Source organism: Methylobacterium komagatae (assembly GCF_042661665.1).
Lineage (GTDB): Bacteria > Pseudomonadota > Alphaproteobacteria > Rhizobiales > Beijerinckiaceae > Methylobacterium > Methylobacterium komagatae.
This window is the reverse complement of sequence record NZ_JBHSWN010000001.1, coordinates 3,901,359-3,916,756: the sequence shown is the minus strand read 5'-3', so window position 1 is coordinate 3,916,756 and position 15,398 is coordinate 3,901,359. Positions and strand designations below refer to the sequence as shown.

The following is a 15,398-nucleotide window of genomic DNA, read 5'->3' as shown; positions in this document are numbered from 1 at the left end:
GACGAAGGCGGGACGGGGTGCGTGGGCGGGCCTCATGGGGGCGCTCGCCCTCTGCCTGGGCCAGGGCGGTGCGCGGGCGGCGGAGCCCGTGACGCTTCAGCTCAAATGGGTGCCCCAGGCTCAGTTCGCGGGTTACTACGTCGCCCAGGCCAAGGGCTTCTACAAGGAGGCCGGGCTCGACGTGACGATCAAGCCCGGCGGGCCGGACGTGGCGCCGCCGCAGGTCATTGCGGGCGGCGGGGCGGATGTGGTGGTCGATTGGATGCCCTCGGCGCTCGCCGCGCGGGAGAAGGGCGTGCCGCTCGTCAACATCGCCCAGCCGTTCAAGCGCTCGGGACTGATGCTCACTTGCCGGGCCGAGACCGGCATCAAGACCCCCGCCGACCTCAAGGGCCGGACCCTCGGCGTCTGGTTCTCGGGCAACGAGTATCCGTTCCTCGCCTGGATGGCGAAGCTCGGCCTCAAGACCGATGGCTCGCCCTCCGGCGTGAAGGTGCTGAAGCAGGGCTTCAACGTCGATCCGCTGATCCAACGCCAAGCCGATTGCGTCTCGACCATGAGCTACAACGAGTATTGGCAGGTGATCGACGCCGGGTTCAAGCCGGAGCAACTGGTGGTGTTCCGCTACGAGGACCAGGGTGTCGCCACCCTGGAGGACGGGCTCTACGCCCTCGAAGGCAAGCTCAAGGACAAGGCCTTCGTCGCCCGGCTGGCCACCTTCGTGAAGGCCTCCATGAAGGGCTGGGCCTACGCCGCCGCGCATCCGGACGAGGCCGCTGGCATCGTCCTCGACAACGATGCCAGCGGCGCGCAGACCGAGAAGCATCAGAAGCGGATGATGACCGAGATCGCCAAGCTCCTCGATACGGGCGGCGGGCGCCTCGACCCGGCCGATTACGAGCGCACCGTCGGCATCCTCCTCGCGAGCGGGACCGATCAGGCGGTGATCACCAAGAAGCCCGAGGGGGCCTGGACGCAGGCCGTGTCGGATGCCGGGCGCTGACGGAACGATCCTTGCCTGAGGCGGGCGAGCCTAGCCGTCGAAGGTCCCCAGCATGTCGTCCGGTCCCGTTGCCACCCCAGACCTCGAAGCCGTCATGGAGGCGAGTGCGAGCCTTCTCGGCCTGACCCTCGCGCCCGAATGGCGTGAGCCGGTTCTGGCGAATCTGCGGGTACTCCGGGCGGCCTCGGCTCTGGTCGAGGGCTTCCCTCTCCCCGACGAGGCCGAGGCGGCCCCGGTCTTCGAGGCCTGACCCGTGGGAGAGATCAAGGACTGGTCCGTCGCCACCGCCGCCGACATCGCGGTGGGGGTCGGCTCGAAGGCGGTGAGCGCGCGCACGGTCATGTCCGCCGCCCTGGCCCGGATCGCGCGGATCGACCCGGCGGTGAACAGCTTCACCGACGTGCTGGCCGAGCGCGCCCTGGTGCGGGCCGAGGCCCTCGATGCGGGGCTCGCCCGCGGCGAGGCGCCGGGGCCGCTCTGCGGCGTGCCCTTCGCGGCGAAGAACCTGTTCGACGTGGCGGGACTTCCGACGCGGGCCGGTTCGCGGATCAACCGCGACCGCCCCCCGGCGGACCGGGATGCCGCACTGATCCGGCGGATGGAAGCGGCGGGCGGCGTGCTGATCGGCGCCCTCAACATGGGCGAATATGCCTATGATTTCACGGGCGAGAATATCCACGACGGCGACACCCACAACCCGCACGATCTCACCCGGATGTCGGGCGGGTCGTCCGGCGGATCCGGAGGCGCCGTGGCGGCGGGTCTCGTGCCCCTGGCGCTCGCCTCCGATACCAACGGGTCGATCCGGGTGCCCTCCGCCTTCTGCGGCTGCTTCGGGCTGAAACCCACCTATGGCCGGACGAGCCGGGCGGGCAGCTTCCCCTTCGTCGGCAGCCTCGACCATCTCGGGCCGATGGGCCGCAGCGTGACCGATCTCGCCCTCGCCTACGACGCGATGCACGGGCCCGATCTCGACGATCCCGCCTGCGCGAAGCGCCCGCCCGCCCCCGCCTTCCCCAGCCTTGAGGACGGCATCGGCGGCCTGCGCATCGCCGTGGCGGGCGGCTACTTCGCCAGCGCCGGCGAGCCGGACGCCTTCGCGGTGGTGGAACGGGCCGCTGACGCCCTCGGCGCCACCGGCCGGATCGAGATCCCGGAAGCCGCCCGCGCCCGGGCGGCGGCGTACCTGATCTCCGCCGCCGAGGGCGCCGCCCTGCATCTCGACCGCCTGCGCCACCGCGCCACCGAATTCGACCCGGCGGTCCGCGACCGGCTGATCGCCGGGGCGATGCTGCCCGCACCCTTCATCGAGCGGGCGCAGCGCTTCCGGCGCTGGTACCGCGCGGCGGTGCTGGGCTGTTCCGCGATGTCGACGTGATCCTGGCCCCCGCAACGCCCTGCCGGGCCCCGCGCGGCGGACAGACGACCTTCATGCTCGGCGGGGTCGAGCTGCCCGTGCGGCCCAATATCGGCCTCTACACCCAGCCGATCTCCTTCATCGGCCTGCCGGTGGTCGCGGCGCCCGTCTGGCCCGATGACGGCCTGCCACTCGGCGTGCAGGTGATCGCCGCCCCCTGGCGGGAAGACCTCGCCCTGCGGGTGGCGCGGCATCTCGAACGGGAGAGCGTGGCGCGGGCGCCCGTGGCGAGGCTGTGATGGTGATCGACGATCCCGCCGTGAAGGCCGAGGTCGAGGCGGCCTTCGCCGTCTACGAGCAGGCCCTCATCACCAACGACGTGCCGGTGCTCGAAGCGTTGTTCCACGACGACCCCCGCACCATCCGCTACGGCGCGGGGGAGAACCTCTACGGCATGGACGCGATCCGCGCCTTCCGCCGGGGGCGCTCGCCACAGGGTCTCGCGCGGGACCTGAAGCAGACGGTGATCACCACCTACGGCCGGGATTTCGCCGTCGCCATGACCCTGTTCACCCGCGCGGGCGCGCCGGGGAAGGTCGGCCGCCAGAGCCAGACCTGGGTGCGCCTGTCCGAAGGCTGGCGGGTGGTCGCCGCCCACGTGAGCATCATCGACGCCTGACGGCCCGATCCGTCGCGAGGACCCGCGCACCATGTCCATGCCCGCATTCCCGACCCTGGCCGCGCTCCACGCCGCCTATGCGGACGGCCTCTCGCCCGAAGCGGTGATCGCCGAGACCTACCGGCGGATCGCGGCCGTCGCCGATCCCGGCATCTTCCTCGCCCTCGTCCCCGAGGCGGAGGCGCTGGTCGCCGCGCGGGCGCTGGGGCCGTTCGACCCCGTGGCGAAACCCCTTTGGGGCCTGCCCTTCGCGGTGAAGGACAATGTCGACGTGGCGGGGCTTCCGACCACCGCCGCCTGCCCCGATTTCGCCTACAGCCCCGAAGCGACCGCCCCGGCCGTGACGAGGCTCCTCGCGGCGGGTGCGGTGCTCATCGGCAAGACCAATCTCGACCAGTTCGCCACCGGTCTCGTCGGCGTGCGCACGCCCTATCCCGCGCCGCGCAACGCCTTCGATCCCGGCATGGTGCCGGGGGCTCCTCGTCGGGCTCGGCGGTGGCCGTCGCGCAGGGCCTCGTCACCTTCGCCCTCGGCACCGACACGGCGGGGTCCGGCCGCGTCCCGGCCGGGCTCAACAACATCGTCGGGCTGAAGCCTTCGCTCGGTAGCGTCTCCGGCCGGGGCATGGTCCCGGCCTGCCGGACGCTGGACACCCTGTCGGTCTTCGCGGGCACGGTGACGGATGCCGATGCCGCCTACCGGGCGATGCTCGGCTACGACCCCGAGGACGCCTATTCGCGGCCCTTGCCCGTTCCCGCTCGTCCGGCCTCGGTTCCGCCGGGGCTGCGCCTGGGCGTGCCCGACGCGGCGGGCCTGTCCTTCGGCGGCGACGCCCTGTCGAAGGAGGCCTTCGCCGCCGCCCTCGCCGACCTCGCGACCCTGGTGCCGGGCGGAGCCGTGCCCGTAGACCTCGCCCCGTTCCAGGCGGTGGCGGCCCTGCTCTACACCGGCCCCTGGGTGGCCGAGCGCTATCAGGCCATTCGCGCCATCATCGAGACCCGCCCCGAGATCCTCCACCCGACGACGCGGGCCATCATCGCCTCCGCGACGAAGCACTCGGCCGCCGACGCCTTCGCCGGGCTCTACCGCCTCGCCGAGCTGCGCCGGGCGACGGAGGCGGTCTGGTCACGGATCGACGTGCTCGTCGTGCCGACCTATCCCCGGCCGCGCTCCTGTGCCGATCTCGCCGCCGATCCGATCGGCCCCAACAGCGAACTCGGCACCTACACGAATTTCGTGAACCTGCTGGATCTCTGCGCCCTGGCGGTTCCGGGCCGGTTCCGGGCCGACGGCTTCCCCTCCGGCGTGACGCTCATCGCCCCGCGCGGCGCGGATGGTCTCCTCGCCGCCCTCGGCGCGCGGCTGCACGAGGCCGCCGGGCTGACGCTCGGCACGAGCGGCGCGCCGGTCCCCTCGGCCACCGAGGCACTGGGGATGGCGCGGGCGGCCGAGGGCGAGATCGAGATCGCGGTGGTCGGGGCGCATCTGTCGGGCCTGCCCCTGAACGGCGAGATCACCGGGCGCGGCGGTCGCTTCCTGCGCGCCGTCCCGACGAGCCCGGATTACCGCTTCCACGCCCTTCCCGGCGGCCCACCCGCCCGGCCGGGCCTGATCCGCGTCGCGGCCGGAACCGGCACGGCCATCGAGACGGAGGTGTGGGCCCTTCCCGCCGCCGGGTTCGGCACCTTCGTCGCCTCCGTGCCCGCGCCCCTCTCGATCGGAACACTCCGGCTCACGGACGGCACCACGCCGAAGGGCTTCCTGGTCGAGCCTGAAGGCCTCGCCGGAGCGACGGAGATCAGCGAATATGGCGGGTGGCGGCGGTATCTCGGCCGCTCGCAGCGGTGACCCGGCCCTCACCCTCGTCCTGCGCAGTTCCCCCTCAATGGTGCCCTGCCATGTGACGTCCGATCGTGCCCGCTTCGGCCTGTGCGGCGGCGGTCTCATAGACGAGGCGACCCTCCGACATCACGAGGATGCGGTCCGAGAGTTCCAGGATTTCGTCCAGATCCTCGCTGATCAGCAGTACGGCAGCGCCCTCGTTGCGGGCGGTGACGATACGCGTGCGGATCTCCGCCACCGCCGCGAAATCGAGGCCGAAGCAGGGATTGACCACGATCAGGAGATCGACCGGATCGGTCAGTTCCCGCGCCAGGACCGCCCGCTGGACGTTGCCGCCGGAGAGGGTCGCGATCGGCGCCTCGGACGAGGCGGTCTTGACCTTGAACCGCTCGATCAGGTCCTTCGCCCGCCGGGACATGGCCCGCCGGTCGAGCCAGAAGGTCGGCGGGCCGGACGGATCCTCGCCCCGCCGGTCGAAGGCGCGGAAGGCGAGGTTCTCGGCCACCGACATGCGCGGGGCGCAGGCCTCCCGTAGGGGCTCCTCGGGGATGAAGCGCACCCGTCGCGCCCGGCTCTGGGCGCGGGTGCCGGTATAGGGCTCGCCCGCCACGACCACGCGACCGCCTGCCGCCCGGATCCGCCCGCCGAGCACGTCGGCGAGTTCCTTCTGGCCGTTGCCGGAGACCCCCGCGATGCCCAGGATCTCCCGCGCCCGCACCCTGAGATCGGGAATGTCGATCCGGCGCAGGCCGGACACGTCCGTGGCCGCGAGGTTCTCGACGCGCAGGATCTCGCGAGCGGTATCCGGCTCGCCGACGCGGGCAGCGATGGGCCGCACGACGCGCTCGCCGATCATCATCGCCGCCATGTCCGCCCGCGACAGCGCCCCACCGCGCCGCCGCCGACCAGGCGGCCCCGGCGCAGGACGCTGAGGGAGCGGGCGAAGGTCTCGACCTCCCGGAACTTGTGGCTGATCATCAGGACGGTGAGGTCGCCCCGGTCGGCCATGGCCCGCAGGAGGCCGAGCACCTCCTCTGCCTCGTCGGGCGTGAGCACCGAGGTCGGCTCGTCGAGGATCAGGAAGCGGGCCTTGAGGTAGAGTTGCTTGACGATCTCGAGCTTCTGCTTCTCCCCCGCCGCCAGTTCGGCCACCGGCCGGTCGAGATTCAGCTTGAACGGCATGCCCTCCATGAAGGCGGCGAGCGCCGCCCTCTCGGCCTTCCAGTCGAGGATGGCGGGGGCGTCGGCGCGGCTGATCACGAGGTTCTCGGCCCCGGTCAGGGACGGCACCAGGGTGAAGTGCTGGTAGACCATGCCGAGGCCCCGCCCCTGCGCGCCCTTCGGATTGGTGATCTCGACCTCGCGGCCATCCACCAGGACGCTCCCGGCGGTGGGGGCGTAGAAGCCCATCACGCATTTCACGAAGGTCGACTTCCCCGCGCCGTTCTCGCCCAGCAGCGCGTGGAAGCCGCCCGCCTCGATCTTCATCGACACGTCGTCCAGCGCCGCGAAGGCGCCGAAGCGCTTCGTCATGCCGATGGTCTCGACGCCCAGGGCTCCTGAGGGCGCGTCGGGGGGCAGTGCCTCGCTCATGCGTGTTTGCCCATCACGGCGATCAGCGCGTCCGAACTGGCGACGGCGCCGAACACGCCGCCCTGCATGGTCACCATCTTCAGCGCCGCCTCGTGGTTGCCGGGATCGGTCGCGGCGGTCCCGTCCGACACGATCACGCATTCGAAGCCGCGGTCGTTGGCCTCGCGCATCGTCGTGTGGACGCAGACGTCGGTGGTGATGCCGGTGAGGATCAGGTTGCGGATGCCCCGCTGGGTCAGGATCAGTTCGAGGTCGGTGGCGCAGAACGAGCCCTTGCCCGGCTTGTCGATGACCGGCTCACCGGGCTGCGGCGCCAGTTCGGGGATGATCTCCCAGCCGGGCTCCCCCCGCACCAGCACCCGGCCGCAGGGGCCGGGATCGCCGATGCCCGCGCCGATCCGGCGGGAGCGCCAGCGCTTGTTGGCGGGCAGGTCCGCGAGGTCCGGCCGGTGGCCCTCGCGGGTATGGATCACGTGGTAGCCCCCTTCCCGCGCCGCCGCGAGCAAGTGTCCGATCGGCGCGATCGGCGCGCGCGTCAGGGCGAGGTCGTAGCCCATCGCATCGACGTAACCGCCCTTGCCGCAGAAATCCGTCTGCATGTCGATGATGACGAGGGCGGTGTTCGCAGGGCGGAGATCGCCGTCATACGGCCAGGGATACGGCTCGGCGGCGGCATAGGTGCCGGCGGTTCCGCTCATTCGGCGGCCTCCCGCCGGGAGGGCTGGTCGTAGATGCGTGTCGGCGCCGGGAAGCCGCAGGACGTACCGTCCGTGACCGCCACCTGATCCTCCCAGGGCAGGCGGTAACGCCCCGCCGCGAGGTCGGTCATGTAGGTGTAGGGGCAATCCTGCGCCCCGCCCTTCACCGCCGTGTAGCCCCGGTGGCCGAACTGGTAGATGTTGTTTTCAACGCCCCAGTGGATGCGCGCCTCGCGCACCAGATCGGGGCGGACTTCGGCGGTGATGATCTCATCAACGCGGCCGGTGGTGCCGTGGGCGAGAACCGTGCCGTCGAAGTTGCAGATCATCCCCTCGCCCATCGAGTCGAACGTGCCGTCCGAGCCGCACAGGCAGACATTGGCCGTGACCATCAGGTTGCAGAAGGCGTTGGATTGGTTGGTGAAACGCCAGGATTCGCGGATCGGGGCCGTGTATCCGGCCGTGCGGATCATGATCTCCGCGCCCTTGTAAGCGGCCTCCCGCGCCATTTCCGGGAACATGCCATCGTGGCAGATGATGAGGCCGATCTTCGCGCCCTTCGGCCCCTCGATCACCGGGATGCCGAGGTTGCCCGGCTCCCAGGGCTCGACCGGGACCCAGGGATGCATCTTCCGATAGTAGAGCTTCGGCTCGCCCTGGTCGTCGATGATCAGACCGGAATTGTAGGGCATCCCGCCGGGATTGGCCTCCATGATGGAGAAGCAGCCCCAGATCCGGTGTTCGGCGCAGGCACGCTTGAAGGCGGCCACCTCCGGCCCGTCGAGGGTGCAGAGGATCTCCGGGCGGATGTCCATGGATAGGCCGTGGAGGGCGTATTCCGGGAAGACCACGAGGTCCATGGTGCCGAGATTGGCCCGCGCCTTGGCGACCAGGGCCACGATCCGGTCGGTCTGTGCCGCGATGTCCGCGCGGGTCTCGATCTTCGGCAACTGTAATTGCACGAGACCGATCACCACGCCGTGGGGCGACTTGTTCAATCCTCCGAGGCCGTTCATCGGCTGACACTCACTTCGACAGGGACAACTCGCCCGGTGCCCCCGCCAACGCCCGGTGGGGCGAGGAGGTGACGATGAGAAGGACGAGGGTGAGGACGTAAGGCGCGGCGTAGAACAGGTAATAGCCCTGCGAGACGCCGACCGATTGCAGGGCCGGGCCGAGCGCCCCCGCCCCGCCGAACAGCAGCGCCGCCCCGAAACAGGCGAGCGGGTTCCAGCGGGCGAAGATGACGAGCGCCACCGCCATCAGCCCCTGGCCGGAGGAGATGCCCTCGTTCCACGAGCCCGGATAGTAGAGCGAGAGGTAAGAACCGCCGATCCCGGCGAGAACGCCACCGAGGCCGGTGGCGACGAGGCGCACCCGATCGACGTCGTAGCCGAGCGCCCGGGCCGCGTCGGCGCTGTCTCCGACCACGCGCAGGATCAGTCCGGCCTTGGTGTTGCGCAGGCCCCACCACAGGGCGACAGAGAGGGCCGCGCCGCACAGGAACAGCACGTTGACCCGCAAGGCCGCCTGGACCTGCGGCAGGTCCGACCACGCCCCGAACGGAATGGCGGGCAGCGGTGGCGCGGGAGGCTGGATGAAGGGCTTGCCGAAGAAGAAGGCGAGCCCCGTCCCGAACAGCATCAGCGCGATGCCGATGGCGACGTCGTTCACCTTCGGGAATTTGCAGATATAGCCGTGCAGCAGCCCGAATAGGCCGCCCGCGAGCCCTGCCACCGCGACTCCCGCCCAGGGCGAGTTCGTCAGCACGGCAGTCGCGTAGGCCGACATTGCCCCGAACACGAGGGTGCCTTCGAGGCCGAGATTGATCCGCCCCGAGCGTTCGGTGATCGTCTCGCCGAGGCTCACGAACAGGAACGGGGTCGAGACGCGGATCGCGCCGCCGAGGATCGCCAGCGGGACCGTCCAGAGACCGAGATCGTCGCTCATGCGGGGACGGCCTCTCGCTTCTGCGCCCAGAGATGCGGATTGAAGAGCTTGAACCGGCCGTAGAGCGTCTCGCTGAGCAGCACGACGAGGAAGAGCAGCCCTTCGAGCACCAGCACCGTCGCGTCCGGCAGTTGCATCCGGCGCTGGATCAGCCCGCTCGACGCCTCGATGCCGCCGAGGAGGAACGCGACCGGCATGATCGCGATCGGGTTCTGCCGGGCGAGGAAGGCGACGAGGATGCCGGTATAGCCGTAGCCCGCCGCCAGGGTGCCGTTGGCGTTGCCCTGCACCGCCGCGACTTCGAAATAGCCCGCGAGAGCCGCGAAGGCCCCGCCGAGCGCAGTGAAGCCGACGATCAGCCGCCCGACCGGCAGGCCCTGGATCTGCGCCGCCTTGACGTTTCCGCCCGCGATCCTTGCGGCGAAGCCCAGCGTCGTGCGGTCCATGAGCAGGTAGGCGACCACGCAGGCGATGATCCCGCAGCCGAGCCCCCAATGCACGCCGATCACCGGCATCGGCCCGAGCATGAAGGCGTCGCCCACCGGTAGGGTCGAGGGCTTGTTGAGGCTCGCGGGATCGCGCAGCGGCCCCTCGATCAGATGGTTGGCCAGCGCGATGGCGATGTAGGACAGGAGCAGGCTGGAGATCGTCGCGTTGACGTTGCGATAGGCCTGGAGCCAGCCCACGGCGCCGATCCACACCGCCCCCATGAACGCCGCCGCCCCGGCCATCAGCGGGACCGCGATGATCGCGGGCAGGCCGGACAGCGGTTGGGCGGCGGCCGCGGCGGCGAGGCCACCGAGGACGATGGCGCCCTCCCCGCCGATCACCACGAGGCCGAGTCGGGCGGGCAGGGCCACGCAGAGCGCCGCGAAGAGCAGGGGCGCGGCCCGCTGCAAGCTGTTGCCGAGGGCGAAGGGCGAGCCGAACCCGCCGCGCCAGACGATGTCGATGAGTTGCAGGGGCGACTTGCCGAGCGCCATCAGGAAAAGGCCGAACAGCAGGAAACCCACCAGGGCTGCCCCGACCGGGATGGCCAGGGCTTCCAGGCGACGGGCCAGCCACGCCCTCAAGGGGAGCGTGGTCCAGGCTCGCGGCTTATCGCCGGCGAGCTTCGAGGGGGCGGCGTCCGCAACCAAGGCTCAGGATCCTCCGCGATGGCTCTGCGAGCGCCGCAGAAACCGTGCCAGCCGGGGTCTCGGCCCTCTTGTCAGACCGAGCCCTTCACGCCCTCGACGAGGTAGTTGGTGCTCTCCAACTCGGTCGCCTTCTCGGCATAGGCCTTCCCGGCGGGCATCACCTCCTTGCCGGAATTGTCCTTGAGCGGGCCTTTGATGATCTCGAAGCCGCCCTTCAGCATCTCGGCCTTCACCGCATCGGCGTTGCGGCGGGCGCCGTCGGACACGGCCGGGCCATAGGGGCTCATCTTCACGTAGCCGTCCGCCAGCCCGCCGCGCACGAAATGCGCGGGGACCTTGCCCGCCTGCATCGCGGCGATGGCGTCCTTGTAGATCGGCAGCCAGTTCCACTCGGCGCCGGTCAGATATTTCTGCGGCGCCAGCGGCGACTGATCGACATGGTAGCCGCAGACGAAGGCGCCCCGGCGGGCGGCCGTCTCGACCACGACCTTGGGGCTGTCCACGTGGCAGGTGATGACGTCGGCGCCGCCATCGACCAGGGCGTTGGTGGCCTCGGCCTCCTTTACCGCCAGCGACCACTCGCCCGTGAAGATCACTTGGCAGGTGATGGCGGGATCGACGCTGCGGGCGCCGAGCAGGAAGGCGTTGACGTTGTTCAGGACCTGGGGAATGGGCTTGGCCGCGACGAACCCGATCTTCTTCGACTTGCTGGCATGGGCGGCGGTGATGCCGTTCAGATACTGCGCCTGTGCAATGTAGCCGAAATAGGAGCCGGCATTCTGCGGGTCCTTCTCGGTCCAGAGGCCGCCGCAGTGACGGAACTGGATCTTCGGGTTCTTCCGCGCCTCGTTGAGGAGATACGGGCTGTAATAGCCGAAGGAAGTCGGGAACAGCAGCGTCGCCCCGTCGAGATTGATCATGCTCTCCATGGTCTTCTCGACGGCGTTGGTCTCCGGGACGCGCTCCTCCTCGGTGATCTCGAGGCCGCCCATCGCCTTCAGGGCCTTGGCGGCCTGGGCATGGGCTTGGTTGTAACCGTAATCGTCCTTCGGCCCGACATAGATGAAGCCGACCGTCAGGGGCGTCGCGGCCCGGGCCCGTCGCCCGGTCGCCGTGTCGAGACCGAGGAGTGCGCCCGCACCGAGCAAGGTTCTGCGCGTAAAGGGAAGATGTGCCACGCGTCGATCACCCCGTTCTTCCCGCGAAGATGGCGGGCGGAGCGGGATGTTAAGCGCCGGTTCTTACCCGGCGAAGCCGATAATTTCGGCACCTGACCGGCTGGTCTAGCCTTGGGCAGGCACCTGTACCGCTGCGCCGACGCACAAGTCTCATGCGCCCGGTGGTGAAAAGCGCGGCAGTTCAACCAAGCCTAGAAGTCTGCGCGGACGGCGCCTCGGCCTGTCCGCGCGACTCGGTTCTCAACGGCTGCGATCGAAGCGGCTGCCATAAGGGTGGGGGATCGAGCCGGTGACTGCGACGCCGTCATCCCGGATGATCGCGTAGCCATCGACATTGCGCGAATCCATCAGGTTCGGAATCGCGGCGCGACCCTGGACGCCGCCGGGGGCGGTGACAGCCGGGATGCCGGCGGGGGCGGTGAAGCTCTGCGCGAAGGCGGTCGTGGAGAGGGAGAGGCCGAGAAGGGCGCCTGCGAGGATACGATAAGACATGGCGGACATCCGAAGTTCGGAGCGGTGCGCCGGACGTCTGGCGCTCGCTACGGATCATCAAATGTGCAGCGATGCCTCCGGATCCAACGCGGAAAGCTCGAATATTGTGCGTTTACGCACGACCGCGCAGGGCTCTCGCCAACGGGACGGGCGGGCGCATGATAAGTTTTCCATGCTATTAGAATGCCTTACAGGGCAATGTCGCGAATGTGAGCCTGTCCCGTGCGTTCTGGCACGGACCTTTCCCGAGCGTGCCGACGCGCGGTCAATGGGCTTCGGCGGCCCTCGCTTGGCGTGCCGCCGCATCGCGGGCCGCCTCCGCCGTTCCGAGCCCGTTAAAGAATAGGTTCAAAAGAACCGCCGACAGGGCGCAGAGCAGGATGCCTGAATCCAACAGGGGATGCAGCGCATGCGGCATCTCCTTGAAGAAGTTCGGCGCCACCAGGGGGATCATCCCGAAGCCGACCGAGACCGCGACGATGAACAGGTTGTTGCGGTTGCCGGCGAAATCGACGCCGCCGAGGATGCGGGTGCCGGTGGCGCCCACCATCCCGAACATGACCAGCCCCGCCCCGCCGAGGACGCATTGCGGCACCGCCTCGACCAGGGCGGCGAGCTTCGGCACGAGGCCGAGACCCAGCATGATGACCCCGCCGACGACCGCCACGAGGCGCGTGCGCACCCCCGTCACCCCGACGAGGCCGATGTTCTGGGAGAAGGACGTGTAGGGGAAGGTGTTGAACACCCCGCCGATCATCGTGCCGAGGCCATCCGCGCGCAGACCCCGGACGAGCCGCGCCTCGTCGAGCGGTTCGGCGCAGATCTCGCTCAGGGCGAGGAACATGCCGGTCGACTCGACCATGACGACGATCATCACCACGCACATCGTGACGATCGAGACCGGATCGAAGGTCGGCAGGCCGAAGGCGAAGGGGCGCACCACGTCGAACCACGGGGCGGTGACGACATGGCCGAGATCGACTAGCCCGAACGGCGCGGCCACGAGCATTCCCGCCACGATCCCGATCAGGACGGAGGCCGAGCCGACGAAGCCGGTGCAGAAGCGGGTGACCGCCAGGATCACGCAGAGGACGAAAGCCGCGATGGCGAGATGCAGCGGCGCGCCGTAATGCGGGTTGCCGACCCCGCCCGCCGCCCAGTTCACCCCGACGCGCATGAGCGAAATGCCGATGACGAGGATGATCGTCCCGGTGACGACAGGGGGGAACAGGGGCAGGAGCCGCCCGATGAGCGGCGCGGCGAGGAACGCGAACAGGCCTGCCGCGATCACTGCGCCATAGATGCCGGTGAGGCCGACCCCCGGGCTCAGACCCATGGCGACCATCGGAGTCACCGCCGCGAAGGTCACGCCCATCATCACCGGCATGCGGATGCCGATGCCGGGGAGGCCCCAGCTCTGCACGAGGGTGGCGAGGCCGCCCGCGAACAGGTCGGCGCTGACCAGCAGGGCGACCTGCTCCGGGGGCAGCTTCAGGGCACGTCCCACGATCAGCGGCACCGCCACCGCGCCCGCATACATCACCAGTACGTGCTGGAGGCCGAGGAGGCCGAGCGCGGCGGGGCGCGTGACGGGATCGGGCCGGGCGGCGCTCGACATGATTGGATCGTCCCTGAAGACCGCCCTGCGAATGACCGGACGCGAAGCGGTTGACGGACTTGCGCAATCCATGTGCCAAAGAGCCCGCTCGGGCGTGCAACTGGCCTGTTGCCTGCTAGGCTCGCGGGGGCCGCACGGGAAATCCGTTCGGTGTTCGGGAGGAAAGCGGATGGGGATGCGTCGTCCTGGATCGATCGCCGTTCTGGCGGCGATGGCGTGGCTCGGGCTCGGGGCCGCCATCGATGCGAGCGGATCGCTCCGGCCGCCTCAGGCGGAGGCGCAGGGGAGCCTGACACCCCCCGCAGGCCAGCCGCGCGTCACCGCCCCCGGCGGTCTGCGCGGTCGCGCCATCCGCCGCCATCATCGCCACCACGCGCCGCACCGGCGGCGTTGACGCGACAGCACGACAGGAACTTGCACAACAGGAGTGGGCGCGACGGGAACTCGCCGCGTTTCCGGCCATTCGTCCTGTTCTCCGAGAGCGGGACGATCATGGCACGCACGCTGACCCTTACCCTGGCCCCCACTCTGGCCCTCTGCGGGCTGCTCGCGACGGCCGCCGCCGCGAACGCGCAATCGGTCGGCGCCCCGGCCGGGCGCGACCCCGCGACGGCGCCCGGCGGCACCGAAGGCCTCGCCGGACCGCGCAACACGGCCGAGGCGATCCGCAGCGGCGACGCGATCCCGGTCGCGCCGCGCACGGACGGGATCCCGGCCGGTGAGCAGGGTGTCCTGCCCCCGGAAGCGTCGCGGGCGCCCGCCCCGCGCTGAAGGCCGACCCTACTGGGGCAGCTTGTCGTCGATCCCCTTCACGTACCAGTTCATGCCGAGGATCATCGGGTCGGGGGCGGTCTCGCCGTCCTTGACCGCCACGCTGCCATCCTGCTTCGTCACCGGACCGGCGAAGGGGTGGACCTTGCCGGAGGCGATGTCCTTCACAGTCGCCTCGGCCATCGCCTTCACGTCGTCGGGCATGTTGGTGAAGGGCGCGAGGACGACCATGCCGTCCTTGATGCCGCCCCAGGTGTCGTGGCTCTTCCACGTCCCGTCGAGCACGGCCTTGGCCTCGGCGATCACGTAGCCGTTCCAGTCGTCCACGATCGAGGTGAGCCTGCGCCTTGGGGGCGAAGCGGTACTGGTCCGAGGACTGGCCGAAGGCGAGCTTGCCCTGCTTCTCCGCCTCCTGCAGCGGCGCGGCGGAATCGGTGTGCTGGGACAGGATGTCGGCCCCCTGCGCCAGCAGCGCCTTGGCGGCCTCCGCCTCCTTGCCGGGGTCGAACCACGTGTTCACCCAGACGATCTTCACCTTGATGTTCGGGTTCACCGATTGCGCGCCGAGCATGAAGGCGTTGATGCCGCTCACGACCTCGGGGATCGGGAAGGAGGCGATGTAGCCGACCGTGCCCGACTTGGAGAGCTTGGCGGCGATCTTCCCGCACACGTAGCGGCCCTCGTAGAACCGGGCCGAGTAGGTCGAGACGTTGTCGGCGCGCTTGTAGCCGGTGGCGTGCTCGAACTTCACCTTCGGGAATTTCTTGGCGACCTTCAGCGTCGGCTCCATGAAGCCGAAGGAGGTGGTGAAGATCAGCCCCATGCCGGAGCGGGCGAGCTTCTCGATGGCGCGCTCGCTGTCGGCCTCCGGCACGTTCTCGAGGTAGGTGGTTTCGACCTTGCCCGGCAGGGCCTCGGCGAGCGCCTTGCGGCTCAGGTCGTGCTGGAACGAATAGCCGTAATCGGCGACCGGCCCGACATAGACGAAGCCGACCTTGAGCTTGTCCTCGGCCTTCGCCGCGCCGGAGAACAGGAGAAGCGCGCCGAGGCAGGCGCCGAGGGTCGTCCGCAACATCCG

Annotated in this window: 12 protein-coding genes and 4 pseudogenes; 7 read left to right on the top strand and 9 right to left on the bottom strand. The window is 69.9% G+C overall.

Features of this window, described 5'->3' with window-relative positions:
• Positions 1–34 precede the first annotated feature (34 nt).
• The 5 genes and pseudogenes from ACFQE0_RS19485 (at position 35) to atzF (ending at position 4,887) form a co-directional block, all read left to right on the top strand.
• On the top strand, positions 35–1,003 hold the full coding sequence (locus ACFQE0_RS19485; protein ID WP_378975579.1) for an ABC transporter substrate-binding protein: 969 nt from the start codon (positions 35–37) through the stop codon (positions 1,001–1,003).
• 52 nt (positions 1,004–1,055) lie between these two features.
• Positions 1,056–1,253, top strand: a complete 198-nt coding sequence (locus tag ACFQE0_RS19480) for a DUF4089 domain-containing protein (protein ID WP_378972613.1) — start codon at positions 1,056–1,058, stop codon at positions 1,251–1,253.
• A 12-nt stretch (positions 1,254–1,265) separates the two neighbouring features.
• Positions 1,266–2,659, top strand: a pseudogene (locus ACFQE0_RS19475) (AtzE family amidohydrolase).
• Positions 2,659–3,039: an oxalurate catabolism protein HpxZ gene (gene hpxZ, locus ACFQE0_RS19470; protein WP_378972611.1), complete on the top strand. Its 381-nt coding sequence runs from the start codon at positions 2,659–2,661 to the stop codon at positions 3,037–3,039. The pseudogene ACFQE0_RS19475 and the gene hpxZ overlap by 1 nt, the downstream one beginning before the upstream one ends.
• Positions 3,040–3,070: 31 nt before the next feature.
• Positions 3,071–4,887 (top strand): annotated as a pseudogene (gene atzF / locus ACFQE0_RS19465) (allophanate hydrolase).
• Positions 4,888–4,921: 34 nt separating this feature from the next.
• Here atzF and ACFQE0_RS19460 read toward each other — a convergent pair.
• The 8 genes and pseudogenes from ACFQE0_RS19460 to ACFQE0_RS19425 form a co-directional block, all read right to left on the bottom strand.
• Positions 4,922–6,474, bottom strand: a pseudogene (locus tag ACFQE0_RS19460) (ABC transporter ATP-binding protein).
• The gene (biuH, locus tag ACFQE0_RS19455) at positions 6,471–7,172 is read right to left on the bottom strand and encodes a biuret amidohydrolase (RefSeq protein ID WP_378972610.1); all 702 of its coding nucleotides are present in this window, start codon (positions 7,170–7,172) and stop codon (positions 6,471–6,473) included. Before biuH ends, ACFQE0_RS19460 begins: the two are co-directional and overlap by 4 nt.
• On the bottom strand, positions 7,169–8,188 hold the full coding sequence (locus ACFQE0_RS19450; RefSeq protein WP_378972608.1) for a formamidase: 1,020 nt from the start codon (positions 8,186–8,188) through the stop codon (positions 7,169–7,171). The genes biuH and ACFQE0_RS19450 overlap by 4 nt, the downstream gene beginning before the upstream one ends.
• Before the next feature lie 10 nt (positions 8,189–8,198).
• The gene (locus ACFQE0_RS19445; protein WP_378972606.1) at positions 8,199–9,122 is read right to left on the bottom strand and encodes an ABC transporter permease; all 924 of its coding nucleotides are present in this window, start codon (positions 9,120–9,122) and stop codon (positions 8,199–8,201) included.
• The gene (locus ACFQE0_RS19440) at positions 9,119–10,261 is read right to left on the bottom strand and encodes an ABC transporter permease (RefSeq protein WP_378972604.1); all 1,143 of its coding nucleotides are present in this window, start codon (positions 10,259–10,261) and stop codon (positions 9,119–9,121) included. Before ACFQE0_RS19440 ends, ACFQE0_RS19445 begins: the two co-directional genes overlap by 4 nt.
• A 71-nt stretch (positions 10,262–10,332) precedes the next feature.
• Positions 10,333–11,439 (bottom strand): BMP family ABC transporter substrate-binding protein, encoded by a 1,107-nt coding sequence (locus ACFQE0_RS19435; protein ID WP_378972602.1) that lies wholly within the window; start codon positions 11,437–11,439, stop codon positions 10,333–10,335.
• 240 nt (positions 11,440–11,679) lie between these two features.
• A complete protein-coding gene (locus tag ACFQE0_RS19430) occupies positions 11,680–11,931 on the bottom strand; it encodes a hypothetical protein (RefSeq protein ID WP_378972600.1) in 252 nt (83 codons plus the stop codon).
• Positions 11,932–12,196: 265 nt separating this feature from the next.
• Positions 12,197–13,549, bottom strand: a complete 1,353-nt coding sequence (locus ACFQE0_RS19425) for a nucleobase:cation symporter-2 family protein (protein WP_378972598.1) — start codon at positions 13,547–13,549, stop codon at positions 12,197–12,199.
• Positions 13,550–13,724: 175 nt separating this feature from the next.
• Here ACFQE0_RS19425 and ACFQE0_RS19420 point away from each other — a divergent pair, with 175 nt between their 5' ends.
• Together ACFQE0_RS19420 and ACFQE0_RS19415 are read left to right on the top strand one after the other, a co-directional pair.
• Positions 13,725–13,943, top strand: coding sequence for a hypothetical protein (locus ACFQE0_RS19420; protein WP_378972596.1), 219 nt, complete (start codon positions 13,725–13,727; stop codon positions 13,941–13,943).
• Between the two features lie 98 nt (positions 13,944–14,041).
• Complete coding sequence (locus ACFQE0_RS19415) at positions 14,042–14,320, top strand: hypothetical protein (RefSeq protein WP_378972594.1); 279 nt, start codon at positions 14,042–14,044, stop codon at positions 14,318–14,320.
• Positions 14,321–14,329: 9 nt separating this feature from the next.
• Here ACFQE0_RS19415 and ACFQE0_RS19410 read toward each other — a convergent pair.
• Positions 14,330–15,395: pseudogene (locus ACFQE0_RS19410) on the bottom strand (BMP family ABC transporter substrate-binding protein).
• Between the last annotated feature and the right edge of the window lie 3 nt (positions 15,396–15,398).